At 38.6% G+C, this 17,704-nt stretch carries 16 protein-coding genes, 1 tRNA gene and 1 pseudogene; 3 read left to right on the top strand and 15 right to left on the bottom strand.

Annotated features, from left to right (window positions below; translation table 11 throughout):
• Positions 1–282: 282 nt before the first annotated feature.
• A complete protein-coding gene (locus tag NST81_RS04455; protein WP_341028594.1) occupies positions 283–2,250 on the top strand; it encodes a sigma-54-dependent Fis family transcriptional regulator in 1,968 nt (655 codons plus the stop codon).
• A 495-nt stretch (positions 2,251–2,745) separates the two neighbouring features.
• Here the strand turns inward: NST81_RS04455 and NST81_RS04450 are convergent, their stop codons facing one another.
• The 5 genes and pseudogenes from NST81_RS04450 to NST81_RS04430 form a co-directional block, all read right to left on the bottom strand.
• Positions 2,746–3,258, bottom strand: coding sequence for a hypothetical protein (locus NST81_RS04450; RefSeq protein WP_327798123.1), 513 nt, complete (start codon positions 3,256–3,258; stop codon positions 2,746–2,748).
• Between the two features lie 17 nt (positions 3,259–3,275).
• Positions 3,276–3,965, bottom strand: coding sequence for a response regulator transcription factor (locus NST81_RS04445; RefSeq protein ID WP_341028592.1), 690 nt, complete (start codon positions 3,963–3,965; stop codon positions 3,276–3,278).
• Positions 3,966–3,974: 9 nt separating this feature from the next.
• Positions 3,975–5,468: a sensor histidine kinase gene (locus NST81_RS04440; RefSeq protein WP_341028590.1), complete on the bottom strand. Its 1,494-nt coding sequence runs from the start codon at positions 5,466–5,468 to the stop codon at positions 3,975–3,977.
• A 63-nt stretch (positions 5,469–5,531) separates the two neighbouring features.
• On the bottom strand, positions 5,532–5,693 hold the full coding sequence (locus NST81_RS04435; protein ID WP_340397127.1) for a hypothetical protein: 162 nt from the start codon (positions 5,691–5,693) through the stop codon (positions 5,532–5,534).
• 198 nt (positions 5,694–5,891) lie between these two features.
• Positions 5,892–6,209: pseudogene (locus NST81_RS04430) on the bottom strand (MDR family MFS transporter); the annotation flags it as partial.
• Between the two features lie 123 nt (positions 6,210–6,332).
• Here NST81_RS04430 and NST81_RS04425 point away from each other — a divergent pair.
• Positions 6,333–7,496: an IS256 family transposase gene (locus NST81_RS04425; protein ID WP_048623008.1), complete on the top strand. Its 1,164-nt coding sequence runs from the start codon at positions 6,333–6,335 to the stop codon at positions 7,494–7,496.
• 87 nt (positions 7,497–7,583) lie between these two features.
• On the opposite strand, the gene NST81_RS04420 is transcribed toward NST81_RS04425, so the two are convergent.
• From NST81_RS04420 to NST81_RS04410, 3 genes are all read right to left on the bottom strand, one after another.
• Positions 7,584–8,567 carry an MDR family MFS transporter gene (locus tag NST81_RS04420; protein WP_341028588.1) on the bottom strand — a complete coding sequence of 328 codons (984 nt, stop codon included), beginning with the start codon at positions 8,565–8,567 and terminating at the stop codon, positions 7,584–7,586.
• Between the two features lie 455 nt (positions 8,568–9,022).
• On the bottom strand, positions 9,023–10,411 hold the full coding sequence (locus NST81_RS04415) for an amino acid permease (protein WP_341028586.1): 1,389 nt from the start codon (positions 10,409–10,411) through the stop codon (positions 9,023–9,025).
• A 212-nt stretch (positions 10,412–10,623) separates the two neighbouring features.
• A tRNA-Leu gene (locus tag NST81_RS04410) sits at positions 10,624–10,706 on the bottom strand.
• A 215-nt stretch (positions 10,707–10,921) separates the two neighbouring features.
• Here NST81_RS04410 and NST81_RS04405 point away from each other — a divergent pair.
• Positions 10,922–11,965 carry an IS30 family transposase gene (locus NST81_RS04405; RefSeq protein WP_048622401.1) on the top strand — a complete coding sequence of 348 codons (1,044 nt, stop codon included), beginning with the start codon at positions 10,922–10,924 and terminating at the stop codon, positions 11,963–11,965.
• Between the two features lie 338 nt (positions 11,966–12,303).
• Here NST81_RS04405 and NST81_RS04400 read toward each other — a convergent pair whose 3' ends face one another.
• From NST81_RS04400 to NST81_RS04370, 7 genes are all read right to left on the bottom strand, one after another.
• Complete coding sequence (locus NST81_RS04400; protein ID WP_341028584.1) at positions 12,304–13,479, bottom strand: amidohydrolase; 1,176 nt, start codon at positions 13,477–13,479, stop codon at positions 12,304–12,306.
• Positions 13,466–14,005, bottom strand: coding sequence for a GNAT family N-acetyltransferase (locus NST81_RS04395; RefSeq protein ID WP_341028582.1), 540 nt, complete (start codon positions 14,003–14,005; stop codon positions 13,466–13,468). The genes NST81_RS04400 and NST81_RS04395 overlap by 14 nt, the downstream gene beginning before the upstream one ends.
• A gap of 23 nt (positions 14,006–14,028) precedes the next feature.
• Positions 14,029–14,799, bottom strand: coding sequence for an amino acid ABC transporter ATP-binding protein (locus NST81_RS04390; protein ID WP_341028581.1), 771 nt, complete (start codon positions 14,797–14,799; stop codon positions 14,029–14,031).
• Positions 14,796–15,494: an amino acid ABC transporter permease gene (locus tag NST81_RS04385; protein ID WP_341028580.1), complete on the bottom strand. Its 699-nt coding sequence runs from the start codon at positions 15,492–15,494 to the stop codon at positions 14,796–14,798. Before NST81_RS04385 ends, NST81_RS04390 begins: the two co-directional genes overlap by 4 nt.
• A gap of 27 nt (positions 15,495–15,521) precedes the next feature.
• Positions 15,522–16,226, bottom strand: coding sequence for an amino acid ABC transporter permease (locus NST81_RS04380; protein ID WP_341028577.1), 705 nt, complete (start codon positions 16,224–16,226; stop codon positions 15,522–15,524).
• Between the two features lie 34 nt (positions 16,227–16,260).
• Positions 16,261–17,100 (bottom strand): amino acid ABC transporter substrate-binding protein, encoded by an 840-nt coding sequence (locus NST81_RS04375; RefSeq protein WP_048622751.1) that lies wholly within the window; start codon positions 17,098–17,100, stop codon positions 16,261–16,263.
• A 332-nt stretch (positions 17,101–17,432) separates the two neighbouring features.
• Complete coding sequence (locus tag NST81_RS04370; protein WP_048622750.1) at positions 17,433–17,693, bottom strand: glutaredoxin family protein; 261 nt, start codon at positions 17,691–17,693, stop codon at positions 17,433–17,435.
• Positions 17,694–17,704 lie beyond the last annotated feature (11 nt).

Genomic DNA, 17,704 nt, shown 5'->3' with positions numbered 1-17,704 from the left:
TCGATTTTCTTCCCCCTTCCGATCTTCGAAGCAATTTTGCATTCGCTTACTTATATTGCAATTGCCGTGCCAATTGACCATGACATTCAAAACATGGATTTTTTCGTTCCTTTTTCATGCTTTTCTTCATACAAATTGTAGCGATTCGCTACACCTGTCGTGCTACACTCTTAAAAGCGGGACAATTTTTTACAGAAACAACAACATAAGAACATAATGATTTCATTTTTAAAAATAAAATGTTAGAATATTATGAAAAGTGAAAATTTAAGGGGTGAGGTCATGATAGCGGTCTTCTCTATACAAAACTTGCCCGACAAAACAAAAGAATTGGAAACGTTATGGGAATGGTTTGTAACGAACTCGAAAGATGAGGTGGTCGTGAATAAAGTCCGGAAAGATGTTCTCGATTCATGGAAGCGCTGTCAAAACAAAGGGGTAAATCCAAGACAATTGCAGACAAAGCCCGCATTATCAAATTATCAACTCAACAACTTGTTAGAAGAATCCGAACTCTACCATGTCGCAAAACCCATTATTGACGATTTATTTCAAAAAATGGATGGAACCGGTTATCTCATCACATTGAACGATGAAAAAGGTCGAATGATTTATTTAAAGGGCGAATCTCATATTAAAAGGCTTGCCGAAAAAATGAATTTTTTCCCCGGAATGGATTGGAGTGAACACGCCGCCGGAACAAACGCCATTGGAACCAGTATTATAACGAAGAGTCCCATTCAAATTTTGTCAGCAGAACATTTTTGTCAAGGATGTCATCCATGGACATGCTCATCAGCGCCCATTTTTCACCCCCTTACAAAGAAAGTAATCGGTGCGATCGATATCACAGGCCCATGGTATAATGCCCAGCCGCACACACTCGGCTTTGCCGTATCGATTGCCCAAATCATCGAAAAGCAGCTTGAATATGTTTATATGCAAGTGAACAACTTGCTATCGGAGCATTTTTTTCAAACTACAAAAAAGTGGAAAGATCACCACGTTCTTGTTCTGACTCATGATTGGAAGGTCTTCAAAAGTGATGGAACATTTGCTGATTCACTTAAACTTTCACCGCTGATGAGTGTAAAAGAAGAACCTCCATTCCGCCATTTAGTTCGTGAACTTACGAAACTAGAGAATCCTTTGAACCAAACAGATCATGACCATCTAATCTTTATTCAAGATTTCGAAGCCGTTCATCTTGAACCGATTTTCTTTAAAAAAGTGATAGCTGGATATATCATCGTTTTGAAAAAACATAAAAAGGCACTATCTACACCGTCTGCTTCGAATGAACCATCTCCTTGGAGCAACATCATCGGAAAGTCACATATGTTTATCCAGTCGCTTCGTAAATGCCGGAAAGCAGCACCAACCAATGTTCCGATCCTATTGATGGGAGAAAGCGGAACAGGCAAAGAAATTATTGCTCGTTCCATACATGAAGCAAGCCAACGAAAGGATCGGCCTTTTATTGCCATTAACTGCGGTGCCATTCAAAAGGAATTAATCGGAAGTGAGCTGTTCGGCTACGAAAGAGGAGCCTTTACAGGTGCTCGAAAAGAAGGCAAAAAAGGAAAATTCGAGGAAGCGAATGGCGGAACTTTGTTTTTAGATGAAATTGGCGAAATGCCTTTGGAATTACAAGTTCATTTATTAAGAGTGCTTCAAGAAAAAGAAGTCACTAGACTTGGATCGTCAAAGTCTATTCCGGTCGATGTTCGTATCATCGCAGCGACGAATAAAGATCTTCATGCACTCATTCAAAACGGTCAATTTCGCGACGATCTTTTCTTTCGATTAAACGTCGTAACAGTGAATTTGCCTCCGCTCCGAGAAAGAAATGAAGATATTTCACTGCTTGCCGATTATTTTTTAAAATGCTTTGCGGAAAAATACGAAAAGCCTCCGTTATCCCTTGCACAAGATACATTGGATTTTCTGCAAAACTATCAGTGGCCGGGAAATATAAGAGAACTCCAAAACGCACTAGAACATGCCGTCATTTTTAGTGATTCTTCCATCATACATCTAGAAAATTTGCCATCTTATTTATTGGAAAAGCACGTGAGGCGAGATCAAAATGAAGGACTTTCATTATTTGAACAGGAAGAGAAAAAAATGCTTCTCAAACTTCTGGACGAAACGGACTGGAATCTGTCCGCCGTTGCCAAACGACTAAACATTGCTCGATCCACCCTTTATCGCAAGCTCAAAAAATATGGATTTTCCAAAAACCGATAGAGCGTTTAAGAAAAAATTCGGAAAACTAAAGATGCGGCTCTTTAATTATTTCCAATATAGAACCTTGGGAGTTCCATTCTCTGTCAAGGTTCTTTTTTATTGATGTCATTAATAAAAATAAAGCATTTCCAATCACTCTCATACTTTGTGCTGCCACATTAGCCATTTCCTATATTAGACAAATTAAAAAAACAGCAGAGTATTTCTACCCTGCTGTTCGTTAGCTAAAAAATATTGAGCTTTAACAGAACCTCAAGCCTTTAAAACAATCATGAAGGCGCCATGCCGATCCAAATGTTCGAATTTCATGCTTCTTCCCATCTTATCTCTTTCATCTGGCAAAGTAATAACGTTTAATGAGCAAGAAGAACGGGTATTTTACTAGAGTTATGCTATCTACGTATCATCCAAAATTATTCTATAAAACTTTTTTAGAGCTGTACGACAACTTTTTTCGCTTGCAAAATCCACCCGCTCTTTCTGTGATTCATATCCTTATTGCTTCATTTTTCTTTCTCTTTTTCCCCAAGGCTTAAATACTGAAAGGATAAACATCGCAATAAGCGAAACAATCTGCAGTATAATTCCGATGAAAAGAGATGTTCGATCCACCAAAAAATCCGGATTTTGCAGCGACTGCATTCCTTGAGCTGTTGTAATCGTGAAAGCCTTTAACGACCATAAGTAAATTCCCACCATCCCAAGACCGATTGAAAAAATCGTTAACACTTCTTTGGCAATGATCCAATAATATCGGAAAAAACCCCAATGAGTAAGCAACGAAAGCAAAATACCGGTCACGACGGTGCCGATCGTGGAGGCTCTAACGGATGTTTTAGCTAACAGATGCATACTCGTATATGAAGCCTTCAATACACCCTCATCCGTCATGGTCGCTGCAGCAATGCTTAAAATCAAGAAGGTGATTGTAACGCCGAACATGATAGCTGAAAATAAGATATGCAAGGTTAACAGCCATTTCTTTGGAGTCATTCCGATTTTCTTCATACCTGCCTTCCTCCCATCTACAAGTTAAACCGATAACCCACTCCCCAAATAGTCTGAATGTACTGTGGATTGGATGGATCGAGTTCAATTTTCTCGCGCAGTTTACTGACATGCACGGTAACCGTGGCCATATCACCGAGCGAATCCATTGCCCATATTCGTTCAAAAATCTGTTCCTTGCTAAAAACCTGATTCGGGTGAGTCACAAATAACAGCAGCAAGTCGTATTCTTTCGATGTCAGCAAGACTTCCTTTCCATTGACGAAGACCTTGCGTGACCTTTTATCAATGACAATTCCTCGGATACGAATTTCTTCCGTTTTTCGTTCAACACTACCGACCAGTCTTTCAAAACGGGAAAGGTGAGCTTTCACCCTGGCAACCAGTTCACCGAGACTAAAAGGCTTGATAATGTAATCGTCAGCTCCCATCCCTAAACCTCGGATTTTATCTACATCTTCTTTTTTGGCAGAAACGATTAAAATAGGGATATTCAGTACTTTACGAACCTGCCTGCATATTTCAAACCCATCGGTATGCGGAAGCATCAAATCCAGAAGAATAAGATCATACGCCCCGTTCAACGCCATCTGTAAACCTTTGTCCCCGCTTGAAGCGATATCCACCGAAAAACCGTTTGCCTCCAAATAATCCTTTTGCACTTCAGCGATCACGTGATCATCTTCTATGATTAAAATTCGTTTCATACCTGTTCCTCACTTCATTCCGTTTGATTTTTTCAATGTGAAAAAGATTGTAGTACCTTTTTCTAACTGGCTTTCTGCCCAAACTTTTCCACCATGTTCTTCGATGATTTGCTTCACAATGGCCAGTCCAAGACCGCTTCCTCCAGTCTCTGCATTCCTTGATTTTTCTGCCCGATAAAATCGCTCGAAAATATGTTGAAGCGCTTCTTTTTCCATCCCAGGCCCGTTGTCGCGAATAGCAATGGTGACATCCTTTTCTCCAACGATTAGTTCAAATTCGATTTCCAATGTTTTGCCTTGTTTATATTTGAGGCTGTTATCCACTATATTCATTATCACTCGACGCAATTGTTCACGATCTGCTACGACAGTTAATGGTTTCGTCACGTCATTTGCCTCATATAAAAAGTTTATTTTTACACCATTCAGATTCGGATCAAACCGCAGCTCATCCACGCAATCCGTTAAATAATCCACAATGTCGATATTCTCAAAGTGGAAAGGCACCCTTTTTAGATCCAGTTTAGAGAACAAAAATAAATCATCAATTAAATGGTCCATGTCATCAGCTTTTTTGTAAATCATGTTCATATACTTGTCCAATTTTTCTTTTGTATCCGCAATTCCGTCCATAACCGCTTCTACGCAACCTTTTATCCCTGTAATCGGCGTTTTCAAATCATGAGAAATGTTAGCCAACAGCTCTTTTCGGTTCTCTTCATATTGTAGTTGAAGCTGAATCGATTCTTTTAACCTGCATCTCATTTCTTCAAACGCTTCACTCAATTCACCAATTTCGTCTTTACGCTTTACGTCCACTTTTTCATTCAGATTCCCTTCCTTGATCTGTTCTGCGGCTTTTTTGAGTGCATATATCGGTTTAATGATGCTTCGGGAAACAAAGTATGTGAGGAATCCATTGGTTAAACTGATCACTAACACCAAAGATAATAGGACTAAAGGAAAAAACTTTGGCATAAAGTGAGCAAGCGGACTGGTATCAGTAAACAAATATACAGTTCCGACAGTCCCATCCGGAAAATGATAATCTTGTGTTTGAATGACATAAAAACGATCCTTTACTCTTATCCATTTCTCCCATCTGTTTCTATCTTTGTCCATTCTTAATCGTTTTTTTGACAAGTGTGCATCTTTCAAGAATGCAGATGTAAAAATCGTTTGATTCTGTTTCGTGACAAGAAGACCAGAATGATTCGAACGCAGTTCTTTGTCTACATTTTGCAAAAAAGTTTTATCCATCAGACGTTCAGGGGCATATTTGGACACCATTTTGATCCCCGAAAAAAGCTCATCCCGTTTTTTAAACGTTTCTGCGAAAGAAAACACCCACTTATTCTGATCATCGTGCTGATAATAATGATTGATTCCTTTAATGTCGTCCAAAAAAATTCCTATCAACATCATTACCGACAAAACAAATAAAAACATTGGAATCAGCACCATGCCAATGTACGATAACAGTAATTTTTTGCGAATAGACATCATCAACTCTCCCATATGAATCATGTTCTAGTTTTTATATTAGTACCAAGCCTTAAAAAAACTCTAAACCATTTCTAAAAAAAGTATAAAATCATAAAGTCCATACGCTTCTTCAATCGATCCGATTGCCCTCTTTATAATGCTGGCTCTTTCAACCGAATGTCCCGCTCCCTCGTAATACCGATCTTGTACTGATAAAGTCAGCGGCTGCTTAATATAACTCATAGTTATCATTCCCAGCTAAACTCTTCATACCGTTCTCATCCCAGTTCAAGCAAGTACTTATTGCAATCAGATTTTCCACGGTAAGATGATTCTTATCCATGTTTCATAAAAATAGAAAAGCCAATGCTTTAAATTGTTCAAAGCATTGGCTTTTCGTTATGCCGAACATCGATGGCAGTTTTAAAATGAAAAATTTTATTAAATGGTTAGTTTATCCGCAGATACTGTCTTTTTTAATGCACTCATTTTTTTTAATTTATTTCTTGAAAACATTAATGCAGGGATTCCGGAAATGGTCGTGATAAAAATAATCAAGAACATATAAAAAGAATGATGAACACCAAAAGATTCAAGAAGTAAACCACCTAACCAAGGACCAATTACATTTCCCAAACGATTAAACCCAATGGCTCCAAAGTAAGTACCTTTTAAACCGGGTTTGGCAATATGATCGACTAACAAGTCCGTCATTGTAAACATCATCACTTCTCCAATAGTGAAAAAAATGACGATTATAGACAAAATAAGTGATGATGTAAATTATTTTGTGTAAGCAAATTTTTCTACTAGAAAAAAAGAAAAAGGCAGGGTATTCTCAGATTTGCGACCAAACAAAACTGAAAGGAGATACCCTACCTTATGAGTAATAGTATACTCAACTCAGATTTCGCAAATCAACTGGAAAATATGATAAAAGATTTTGTTCAAGAAAAGCTTGAATTCATCATGAGAGAAGAAATCAAAAATTTCCTCCAAGTGGAACAGGAACACGTTCAAAACTCAAGAAATGGTTATTATCACCGTACTCTTGATACAAAGTACGGGAAAATAGAAGCTCTTACGGTTCCAAGAGATCGCAACGGGGATTTCCAGACTCAACTGTTTGAGCCTTATCAACGTCAAGACGGCTGGCTGGAACAGGCGATTATTAAAATGTATCAAAGTGGGATGAGCACTCGAGAAATTGGGAAGTTTATCGAAAGAATTCTTGGTTCAACCTACTCTCCTACCACGATTAGTCATATTACAGATGCCGCGTTGGAGGATATTCAAAAATGGCAACAACGTCCATTAAACAAACGGTATTCTGTGTTGTATCTTGATGGGTTTTATATAAAAGTTCGTCGTGATACGTATGCCAAAGAAGTCATTTACGTTGTTCTTGGTGTCAATGAAGAAGGTTATCGTGAAATTCTTGGCTTTTACGTTGGAGGTCAAGAAAGCGCGCATGGCTGGCAAGAGATTCTCCAAGACCTTTATACACGCGGTGCTCATGAAGTCTTACTTGGTGTTTTTGATGGACTCCCAGGTCTTGAAGAAGCCTTTAAAGCCGTCTATCCGAAAGCCGATGTTCAACGATGTGTGGTCCACAAAGTAAGAAATACGTTAAACAAGGTAAGGAAAAAAGACCAATTTGAAGTGGCTGAAGACCTAAAGCTGATCTATCGTTCGATGACAAGAGACGCAGCCATTCAAGCCTTTCATGAGTTTAAAGACAAGTGGTCTAAAAAGTATCCTAGAGAAGTCCAATCTTGGGAACAGGATTTAGATGTCCTCCTAACATTCATGAAATATCCGACCAGTATTCGTAGTGTCATCTACACGACCAATGCTATTGAACGAACGATTAAAGATATACGTAAACGACTCAAAACGATGAACAGCTTAACCAGTATTGAAGCAGCAGAAAAAATCACGTTCTTAACGGTACAGGACTTGAATGAAAAATGGTCCACTAGAAAACTTAAAGGGTTTTCTACGGCATACAAGGCACTTCAAGATATGTTTGAAGAAAGATACTGAAAGACCAAATTTTGTTCATGAAGAACAGAGTCTAGGGAGACTAAGTTGTCTTATATGAGACTGAATATTCAGTCTCATATAAGACAACTAAACACCTCCTCCAAGATTAAAAAAACGTATCTGAGAATACTCTCTTACACAAAATTCTTGACGGTACCAAATAAGTGGATTGGACGTAAAAGAAAAAGAAAGCAAGCTTAAACTAATAAAAATATTGCCTAATATTATGGAATTTAAGGGATGAAATTTGTTCATCACTTTGACAATAGGATATTGGACAATGATCACTACAATCGCGTTTAAGGACAAAAACAAAGAAAAAAGTTTTACGCCATTTTTCATTTGTTCAGCAAAATACTGCGGCAACGTTGATGAAAATTGCGAATAGCCTGAAATGGATAATATAATCCCCAATAATACAGCAAGGAAAACAGTGTCTTTTCTTGTCACATGAAAAGCTGTACTCAACTTGATTTTCTCTTCTTTTTCATCCTTCGTGTCGATCGTATAATGACTAAATGAATAAACTAAAGACATTCCATAAATAAAGTAAATGAATCCGGCTATTAAAAATGGAAAAGTGCTTTCAGCTGAACCCAACTTTAATCCCAAAATGGGGCCAAATACAACACCCATATTAATGGCTGTATATCGTAAGTTGAATATCTGTAAACGATTTTCTTCTTTACTTATATCAGATAACAACGCTTTTGATGATGGTTCAAATATGGACTGACAAAGACCATTTAATGCATTTAAAACAAAAAAAGCGATGACTTTATCCGCAAAGAAAAAACCCACAAAAACTAAAGACCAACTAAATATGGATATTAATAATACTGTTTTCCTCCCTAAAAAATCAGATAAAAACCCTCCGTAAAAACTGGATACAATGCCCACTAATGAACTTGCAGCTATAATCATACCTGTTACGGCAGGAGATAAGTGTTTTACTTGCGTAAGATAAATAGCCAGAAAGGGTATACTCATGGAAGTAGACATTCTGCCGAATAGAGTACCCAATATGATATTCCATCCGAGTGGATGGATCTGTAATCGTTTTTCTTTCAAAAACAGACACTCCTCATTTTATTTTTATAATATTTTAACATTGTAAATAATTCCGTTTCTATTGAATTTGCTAAATGGTCTTTTTACTCCTTTTCATTTCTTCGTTTGAACGAAAGTTCTTCTCATTATTTTTATGCTTCAAATCATCTTCAAAAACACAAATCCTCATACAAGGCATATGATTCCTGGTTATTTTCGTTGTATTAAAACCAAAAAAAAGACTTCAGCATTTCTGTTGAAGCCTTGATTTTACTACCTTTTTCGATGCCGGCGCAGAAGTCAGACCTGCCCTTCACTAGTGAAAAAGCTTTTGAGTCATGCGCCAATTCCGCCATATCCTGAATTCGTCTTATAGTATTTGCCAATATCTTTGAATCATGTAAATAAAGGGTCAAATAACCAATCATCCTCTTTTCACTCAATAAAGTATTGGATTAAAGGTGAAAATCCCTGTACTATTGCCTATTTTCAGCTCTAAAAATAAATTTATAGCATAAAAAAATCACCAGAATCAGTCCTATACTTATGAACAAACCTATTCTTTCTTTGGCTAGAAGCAAAGCCCCGGACATCCCCAACAAAATAAAAGCGATTCCTATGTAGGCAGTAAAAGGATATCCAAAAACTTTGAACGATCCTTTGTTATTCGCATATGTCGGATGTAGTTTTATATGTGATGCAAGAATCAAGACCCAGTTTAATATCATAATAACTCCTGCAGAAGTAGTCACATATTCATACATTGTATTTGGCAGCAAATAGGAAAAAAGAATCGAGATGCTTAAACCTACGGCTGTTATTAATAGGGCTTTCTGTGCTACGCCACGGCTGTTTTTTTCTTTCAGAATTTTCGGTGCGTCGCCATCCTCTGCTAAAGAAACCATTACACGACTTATGGAAAAAAGGGCACCAACCATGGTAGAAAATGCAGCGCTTATAATGATCAGATTAAACAGAGAATCTAAATAAGGAATTTGAAAAGCTGAAAGAGCTGTAACAAAAGGACTCTCCGACTCATCAATTTTTGTCCAATTCACCATATTTAATACAAAAAATAAAGACAATATATAGATGGATACAAGTGTAATGATTAATCCAGTGCCGGCTTTGGTAATATCTTTTTTATTGTCAAGCTCCGATGATGCGACTCCAACCACTTCAATACCGCCAAACGAAAAAAAGATAAAAATCATCGCTGACCATAAACCTTTTACACCATTCGGAAAGAAACTGCCCATACCTGACTGATGAATAGAAAATTCTTTGGGATGAACGACTCCCAGTATAAACAAAGCCCCAAAACCAATGAAACAAACGAGAATGGATATCTTAACTACTGCAAACAGTGACTCTATTTGGCCAAAATTCTTTACTCCTAAGAAATTGATCGCAAATCCCAATGCCGCATATATAATAGAAAAAATCCACAATGGAGTATGCGGAAACCAAAATTGAGTAAAAGTCGATAACGCCACAATTTCGCTAGACATGATTAAAATGCCTGACAGCCAATACATCCATCCTGAAACAAAACCGGCTGAACGGCCATATGCTTTTCTTGCATACGTTCGGAAAGATCCTGGCTCTGGATCATTGACGGTCATTTCCGCCAAAGCACTAAAAACAAAAAAGATGGTGATGCCCGCAATTAAATATCCAAATAAAATAGACGGCCCCGCAATTTTTATAGAAAGCCCAGTTCCCAAGAAAAAACCGGCACCTATAATGGAACCAATCCCTATTAAGGAAAGCTGCCACCAATGAAGATAAGGTCCTCCCCCTTTTTTCATTTGCTTTTCTTTTTGGCGATCTACAGCTTGTAATAAGTGATGGTGATTTTTCATAAAATCCCCCTATAATTCGTTAAATACAGACGTGCATTAGTCTTTATTTAGTATCTCCACGCTTTTGTATATTAAACACCTCCGTTAAAGTAGTGGGCGTGTCGTCTTGTTATCCACACAATTTGCCTTTTGCTTTACCTTCTAAAAAACAAAAAAGTCAATGCTCTGAACGGCTCAAAGCATTGACTTTACAGGCTTTTCGTTATGTATGATGCCGATGGTGGGAGTCGAACCCACACTCCACGAGGGAACACGATTTTGAGTCGTGCGCGTCTGCCAATTCCGCCACATCGGCCTAATGTTTTTATCGTTGTTTTTCAGACAAGTACTATCTTAATACATTTTATATAAAATGTCCATATCTTTTTTTACAAATATAAAAGTGTTTTAAAAACATATCATTTTGGCTAGTTGTATAATCAAATGCAACAAGCATAAAAAATGAAAAACCATAGATAAACCACGTATGATTAAGTCGACTAAAACAATATCGATACGGAGGATTTATCTATGGCAATTACTAATTCTACCATAGGAGCTCGGCATTTCAAACACTTAACGGCTTATGACCGTGGGAAAATTGCGGCCTTACACGCTGCTGGTAAGACTCAACAGGAGATTGCAGATTATGTTGGTTGTCACAAAAGCACCATCTCCCGTGAGTTAAGAAGAGGTACAGTGCCACAAAGAAAAAGCAACGGGAAAATTGTTCATGTCTATTTTCCAGACACAGGTCAACTTCTCTATGAGAGAAACAGGAAAGCCTGTGGCCGCAAGCTAAAACTAGACGATGCCATCGAGTTTATTAAGTATGCCGAAACTCAGATCCTTGATAAGAAATGGTCTCCTGATGCGGTATGTGGGAGAGCCAAACGTGATGGGAAATTCAAAGACAAAATGGTTTGCACCAAGACCCTTTATAACTATATTGATCTAGGACTTATAGGCGTTAAAAACATTGACCTACCTATGAAAATTACCCTGAACACCAAGAAAAAACGTAACCGGAAGAATAAGAAGATCTTAGGACGCAGTATCGATGAGCGACCAATTGAAGTCAATGAACGCCAAGAGTTTGGTCACTGGGAAATTGATACGGTTATAGGCAAGAAGACTAAAGATCAGGCCTTATTGACTCTTACTGAGCGCAAAACCCGTAAAGAAATAATTTTGAGAGTGACAGCCAAGGATAGTCTATCCGTTTCAGAAGTCATATCTCAGTTGAAAGTGTCTTATGGTAATCGGTTCTCTAAAGTGTTTAAAACCATTACGGCTGATAACGGTTCTGAATTTGCTGACCTCGGCCTTAGTGTTGAAAAAGATCTAACAGAGGTTTATTTTACACACCCTTACACATCCTGTGAACGAGGAACCAACGAGCGTCATAATGGCCTTATTAGGCGCTTCATACCAAAGGGGAGACCCATTTCCTCTGTGGCAGACGAAACCATTACCTATGTTGAAAATTGGTGTAACCATCTTCCAAGGAAGATCCTCAATTATCGTACACCTGAGGAGTGTTTCCAAATAGAGTTAGCTGGCTTAGCTTCTTAACCTTAAGCCAGCTAACCCAAAGGGTTGGTTTTTAGCAACTTGACAAAGAGCCTCTGCGGGCATGGCTACCAGCCATGAAGCCAGGTATACGGTACTGGCTGGGCCAACCAGGCTACCATGCCCGCCACTCCACGTCAAGTCGCGCAGAGTGTCCCGATTCTACTTAATCATGGGTTATCTGGTCTTTCAATACTTGTTGCATTTAATATTGCAATTTAAGAACATATCATTTTTTAAGAATGGCTCTTTTTTTATAAAGAATCCCCCTCTATACAGACTCTTAAGAACATGAAAAATGTCTTTTTGTTATCAGTCTACGTCGGGGGATTCGGCCTATTTCAGAAAGTCGAAGAGCTCTTTTGTTTCTCCTTAATTTGGCTGTATTCAATAAGCAGGTTTTTAGCTGTTTCATATAAAAAATAAGCAGCTTTGATAATGGCCTTTTCATCAACAGTAAATGATGGATGATGCCAATCTTCGTTTCCGTTTGACCCGAAAAAGGCAAATGTTCCGGGAATTTGCTGTAAGTAGTAAGAGAAATCTTCTCCGGCCGTTGACGGTTCCGGATCAATGACATGAAGTGATAGATTTTCCGCTGATCGGCGTGCCGTTTCAGTCACCTTTTCATCATTGATGAGCGGAGGCGGTCCAGCAAACCAGCGAATCACAAATTCCTGTGAATAAACCTTCGCAATATGCTCCACCACTGTATAAAAGCGCTCTTTCACTTCTTCACGAATGACGGAATCAAATGTCCGGATTGTGCCATCAAGCGTTACATCCCCCGGAATGACATTCCATGTGCTGCCACCTTCTATTTTTGTCACGCTGACCACTGCGCTTTGAAAAGGTGATACATTCCGACTAACAATCGTTTGCAGAGCGGTAATAAGCTGTGCGGACGCGATAATAGGATCTTTTCCTTTATGCGGCAAGGCTGCATGAGACCCGGTCCCGCGAATGACCACTTGAAATCGATCAACCGCTGCCATCAATGGACCGTTTTTGAGCCCGACCGTCCCTACCGGCAAATCCGGTTTGTTATGAAGACCAATGATTGCATCGACGTTTTCAAGCTGACCGTCTTTGATTACCTTATCTGCACCTGCACCTGATTCCTCAGCCGGCTGAAAGAGAAGACGGATTGTTCCATTTAATTCTGACTGATGCTTTTTTAATAAATAAGCGGCACCAATGGCAGCCGCAGTATGAAAATCATGGCCACACGCATGCATTTTTCCTTTTATTTTGGACGAAAAGGGCAAACCTGTCTTTTCTTCAATTGGAAGTGCATCGATATCCGCGCGTACGGCAATCGTAGGCCCGAGTGTTTTCCCTTTTATGTCCGCAAAAACACCCGTTTTTAGCGAAGTTTCTCTGATGTCAATATCCTCTTCACGAAGCCACTTCTCGATCGATTTTGTCGTTTCAAACTCTTCTTTCGACAACTCCGGATATTGATGCAAATGGCGTCGGATCGCAATTAAGCGGTCTTCCAGACTAGATGGACTCATAAACGGATGCCTCCTTTTTAATATCAAATCGAAAGCACTTGACTAAAATATCATGGTTTTGAAAGTCCTTTGACTTATCTCGTTTAAATCCAAGCCATTCATACAACCGTATGGCTTTTTGCATTTTATCGCTTGAGTGCAAATACAAATTTGCCGCTCCTTTTGATTGCGCGTATCGAATACTCTCTTTCAACAATTTTTGTGCAATTCCATGTCCTCTTGCCTTCGGATGAACCGCCAACAGCCGTACGATTGGAGAAAAGATGTTCAGTTCCGGCCGGTCATACGCCTTTTCCGAGGACTCGAACAGCTGCAGCGTCCCGAGAATATCCTGCCCGCTTCTCGCCACCAAAATCCGATCCACATCCGGATTATCCACAGAAAACGCAATATGGTCTAAATATTCGGTCCAAACATCCGGATCTTGATATTCAGACTCATACTGGCGATAGCTATCAATTAGAAGCTGACGAACTACTTCTTTTTCTTCAACCAACATGTCACGTATCTGTACATTATGGATCACGTTTACAATCCTTCCCTTCTTATTTAATGTGCTGTTTCCTGAAGCCAGCTGACAGACGGTTCCCCTGAAATCCGCTTTAAAAATTTTCGTGTCCGTTCTTCTTTCGGCTTTGTAAAAATCTCATAGGGCGAGCCTTTTTCTATAATCAATCCGCCATCCATAAACAACACTTGATCCGATACATCGCGGGCGAAATTCATTTCATGTGTCACAATAAGCATGGTAATCCCTTCATCGGCAATATCTTTAATGACAGCCAGCACTTCTCCGACAAGCTCAGGATCAAGCGCCGAAGTCGGTTCATCGAAAAGAATCACTTCCGGATTTAACGCAAGAGCACGAGCAATGCCGACACGTTGCTGCTGACCTCCCGAAAGTTGACTTGGAAAATAATTTAATTTATCCAATAATCCAACTTTTTCAAGCACCTGTTCGCTCCGTTCCCTCGCCTCCTTTTTATTCATTTTTTTAGCCACAATCAGTCCTTCTATTACATTTCCAAGGACTGTTTTATGAGCGAATAAATTATAATGTTGAAAAACCATCGCTGATTGTTTTCTTAATGAAAGAATTTCTTTTTTGTTTGCTTTTACTGCTTCAACCTTTACATCACCTACCTGAACGATTCCTTCATCCGGTTTTTCAAGAAAATTTATGCACCTTAACAGAGTCGTTTTCCCGGAACCGCTTGGACCTAGAATTGTGACGACTTTTCCTTTTTCGATAGTCAAATTTATCCCTTTTAAAACTTCATGATTCCCAAATGCTTTTTTTATACCGTGTAAATAAATCATCGAACCCCTCCCCTAGCATAGGATGTGGCTTTTTTCTCCAATAACAATGAAATCGATTCAACTAGAATTGTAACCACCCAATAAATGATTCCCGCTGCGATGTATGCTTCGAGGAACTTTAAATTATTTGATGCAACAATTTTTGCTGCTCCCGTCAATTCTTTTTCTGAAACTATAAAGGCAATAGAGGTTGTGTGCAAAAAACCGATAAAAATATTAGTAAAATTAGGAATGGATTGCGACAAAGCCTGTGGAAGAATAATGCGAACCATCATTTGAAACGTGCTCATACCAACTGAATACGCTGCTTCAGCCTGGCCTTTCGGAATAGAAATAATGCCTGAGCGAATGACTTCAGATAAGTAGGCGCAGGCACTTAATGAAAGAGCTGTCAGTACAAATACACTAACGGGAATAGATGAAATGGCTAATTTCGGAGCTGCCGCTTGGAGGAGCATCGGCAGCCCAAAATAAATGAGCATTATATGCATAATAATTGGAGTTCCTCGTAAAAACGAAACATATCCATTTGCAACAGCAGACAACCCCTTTACTTCATACACGCGAATAAGAGCTACAACCAGTCCAATGAAAAATCCAACAATAAGTGGTATGACTGTCAGCATCAAAGTTAGCGGAAGTGCTTTAATAATTTCCTTCAATGCCGTCCATATAAAAGGAATATCAATGACCAATTCCATCCCTCCTTTACACCGTTTTGGCTATACCGAAGAAACTTCCCCGGACTTATGTCGATTTACCCGTTTTTCAAACCAACGGAATATTTTTTCAAGAAGGACAACCACAATGTAATAAACAACTGAAAGTGAAATATATACTTCCAGTGCGTGAGTTGTGGAAGCAATCAATGTTTCTCCTCGCCCAACCATATCCATCACACCGATCGTAAAGGCTAAAGATGTATCTTTCAGCGAACTAATAACGGTGTTGGCAATATTCGGGAATGCAATACCAACGGCTTGAGGAACAATGATGCGGAAAAAATTTTGCGACTCACTCATCCCGACAGAATACGCAGCTTCCGTTTGTCCATAATCAACGGCTTGCACGGCTCCTCTAAATATTTCGGAAAAAACGGCGCCATTATTGAATGCATAAGCAACAATGACAGAATATAAAGGATCCACTTTTGACAAATCGATATTGATTAATTGAAATAATGAAGGGATACCGTAAAAAATCAAAAATAGCTGAATTAATATCGGTGTGCCACGAATAAAAGAAACATAGACGACCACCAGCTGCGACAAAATTGGAATGCGGAAAAGCCGCAAGATAGCGGCTATGATTCCTATAATGATTCCAAGTACAATAGAAACGGCTAAAATTTGAAGAGTGACACCCAAATATTGAATAAGCTGTGGTATAAAATCACCGACTAATGTAATGTCAAATGCTTTACCCAATCCTTAAATCCCTCCTTTTATTTCATCGTTCAAATTAAAACCCAACTGAGTAATCCGCTCCCAGCCATTTTTGGCTCAATTTTTTCACAACGCCTTCCTTCTTCAGTTCTCGAAGAGCTTCATCAACACGTTTTTGAAGTTTCGTTTCATCCTTTCTAAATAAGAAATACACTTTCGAGTCGGAAAGGGTATTGCCCACTACTTTTTCTTGTGCATCAGCTGATTTGTTCAAGAAATCAACGGCAAATGGTGTTGAAATGGTCGCATCTGCCCTTCCTGTACGTATTTGGTTGACTGTATCATCTGATCCTTGGCCAGAATACACTATATTAATGCCGGCATTATGATCTTTATTGTATTTTTCTAGAAAAACGGCCGCATTGCTTGTGGCACTTACGACGACTTTTTTACCTCTTAAATCTTTAATCGATTTAATATCGTTATTATCTTTATGAACCACCACTTTTAGAGGGAAAACATTATAAGGAACTTTGTTAAACAGGAACTTGGCTTTCCTCTCTTTATTTACTTCCATTTCATGGGCAATAAAATCAATTTTTCTTGTTTCAAGACTTAATAATAGATTAGAAAATTCCATCGTTTTAAATTTAAACTGATATTCAGGAAGTTTTTTGTCAATTTCACGAACGAGCTCTACATCATATCCAGTCAATTTTCCGTTTTTATCAAGGAAGCATATATTAGGAAACTGTGTTCCGGTACCAACGATGATGGTTTGTACCCCTTTTTTTGTATCTTTGGAACTCGAATCTGCATTGGCATCAGTTGATGAAACTGCTCCTTCTTTTGGCGAGCAAGCTCCCAGAAAAAATGTAAATAGCAATGTCACAATAAACCAGATCTTTTTCTTCATCCTCTTTCCTCCACTCACCATTTCTGCTCACAATCGGTTCTTAATAATTTTTGCCGAAAAGGGCAGTGTTAGCTCATTTTCTCGCATCGTTTGTTGTAAAAAACGGAAAACACTTGATGAAAGAACACACATCCTTTTTCAACAAACAGCAATCAAAAAGTAATAGATTGCCAACTGTAGTAAGCTAGTTTGATATAAAAAAATTTATATTGTACTCATGAATATGCCGGCACGCTTATAAAGCTTTATCGCAAAGACAGGCGCACATTTATTAATCATCATTAAACAAATTCATTTAGTCGGTTTTAAATCAAAAATGAAACATATGATTACTAATGAGTACTCAATGCTTTTTCAAGATTTGTGATCCCGATTTGCGTGATACCTTCGTACACGTCTCCACGACCGATTTCAACAATTGGTACATGGCGGATACCATATTTAATTTCTAAAATATCACGGAGTTCATCATGATTGGTTACATCCACCGTTTGATAACGAATACCTTTTTCTTCTAAAAATTGTTTTACTTCTTCACAATAACGACATCCTTCTTTTGCCCAAACCACTACTGATAACGCTTTCTCTCCCATTTATCGTTCCT

Origin of the sequence: Bacillus sp. FSL W8-0223 (assembly GCF_038006805.1) — a bacterium.
Taxonomy (GTDB): Bacteria; Bacillota; Bacilli; order Bacillales; family DSM-4216; genus Bacillus_O; species Bacillus_O smithii.
Note: the sequence above shows the minus strand (reverse complement) of the source record. Positions and strands in the feature narration are given on the sequence as shown.

What these genes read in the sequence shown, in the direction of transcription:
- NST81_RS04455 (WP_341028594.1), top strand. Translation starts at nt 283, where the DNA reads ATGATAGCGGTCTTCTCTATACAAAACTTGCCCGACAAAACAAAAGAA.
- NST81_RS04450 (WP_327798123.1), bottom strand. Translation starts at nt 3,258, where the DNA reads ATGAAGAAAATCGGAATGACTCCAAAGAAATGGCTGTTAACCTTGCAT.
- NST81_RS04445 (WP_341028592.1), bottom strand. Translation starts at nt 3,965, where the DNA reads ATGAAACGAATTTTAATCATAGAAGATGATCACGTGATCGCTGAAGTG.
- NST81_RS04440 (WP_341028590.1), bottom strand. Translation starts at nt 5,468, where the DNA reads ATGTCTATTCGCAAAAAATTACTGTTATCGTACATTGGCATGGTGCTG.
- NST81_RS04435 (WP_340397127.1), bottom strand. Translation starts at nt 5,693, where the DNA reads ATGAGTTATATTAAGCAGCCGCTGACTTTATCAGTACAAGATCGGTAT.
- NST81_RS04425 (WP_048623008.1), top strand. Translation starts at nt 6,333, where the DNA reads ATGAGTAATAGTATACTCAACTCAGATTTCGCAAATCAACTGGAAAAT.
- NST81_RS04415 (WP_341028586.1), bottom strand. Translation starts at nt 10,411, where the DNA reads ATGAAAAATCACCATCACTTATTACAAGCTGTAGATCGCCAAAAAGAA.
- NST81_RS04405 (WP_048622401.1), top strand. Translation starts at nt 10,922, where the DNA reads ATGGCAATTACTAATTCTACCATAGGAGCTCGGCATTTCAAACACTTA.
- NST81_RS04400 (WP_341028584.1), bottom strand. Translation starts at nt 13,479, where the DNA reads ATGAGTCCATCTAGTCTGGAAGACCGCTTAATTGCGATCCGACGCCAT.
- NST81_RS04390 (WP_341028581.1), bottom strand. Translation starts at nt 14,799, where the DNA reads ATGATTTATTTACACGGTATAAAAAAAGCATTTGGGAATCATGAAGTT.
- NST81_RS04375 (WP_048622751.1), bottom strand. Translation starts at nt 17,100, where the DNA reads ATGAAGAAAAAGATCTGGTTTATTGTGACATTGCTATTTACATTTTTT.
- NST81_RS04370 (WP_048622750.1), bottom strand. Translation starts at nt 17,693, where the DNA reads ATGGGAGAGAAAGCGTTATCAGTAGTGGTTTGGGCAAAAGAAGGATGT.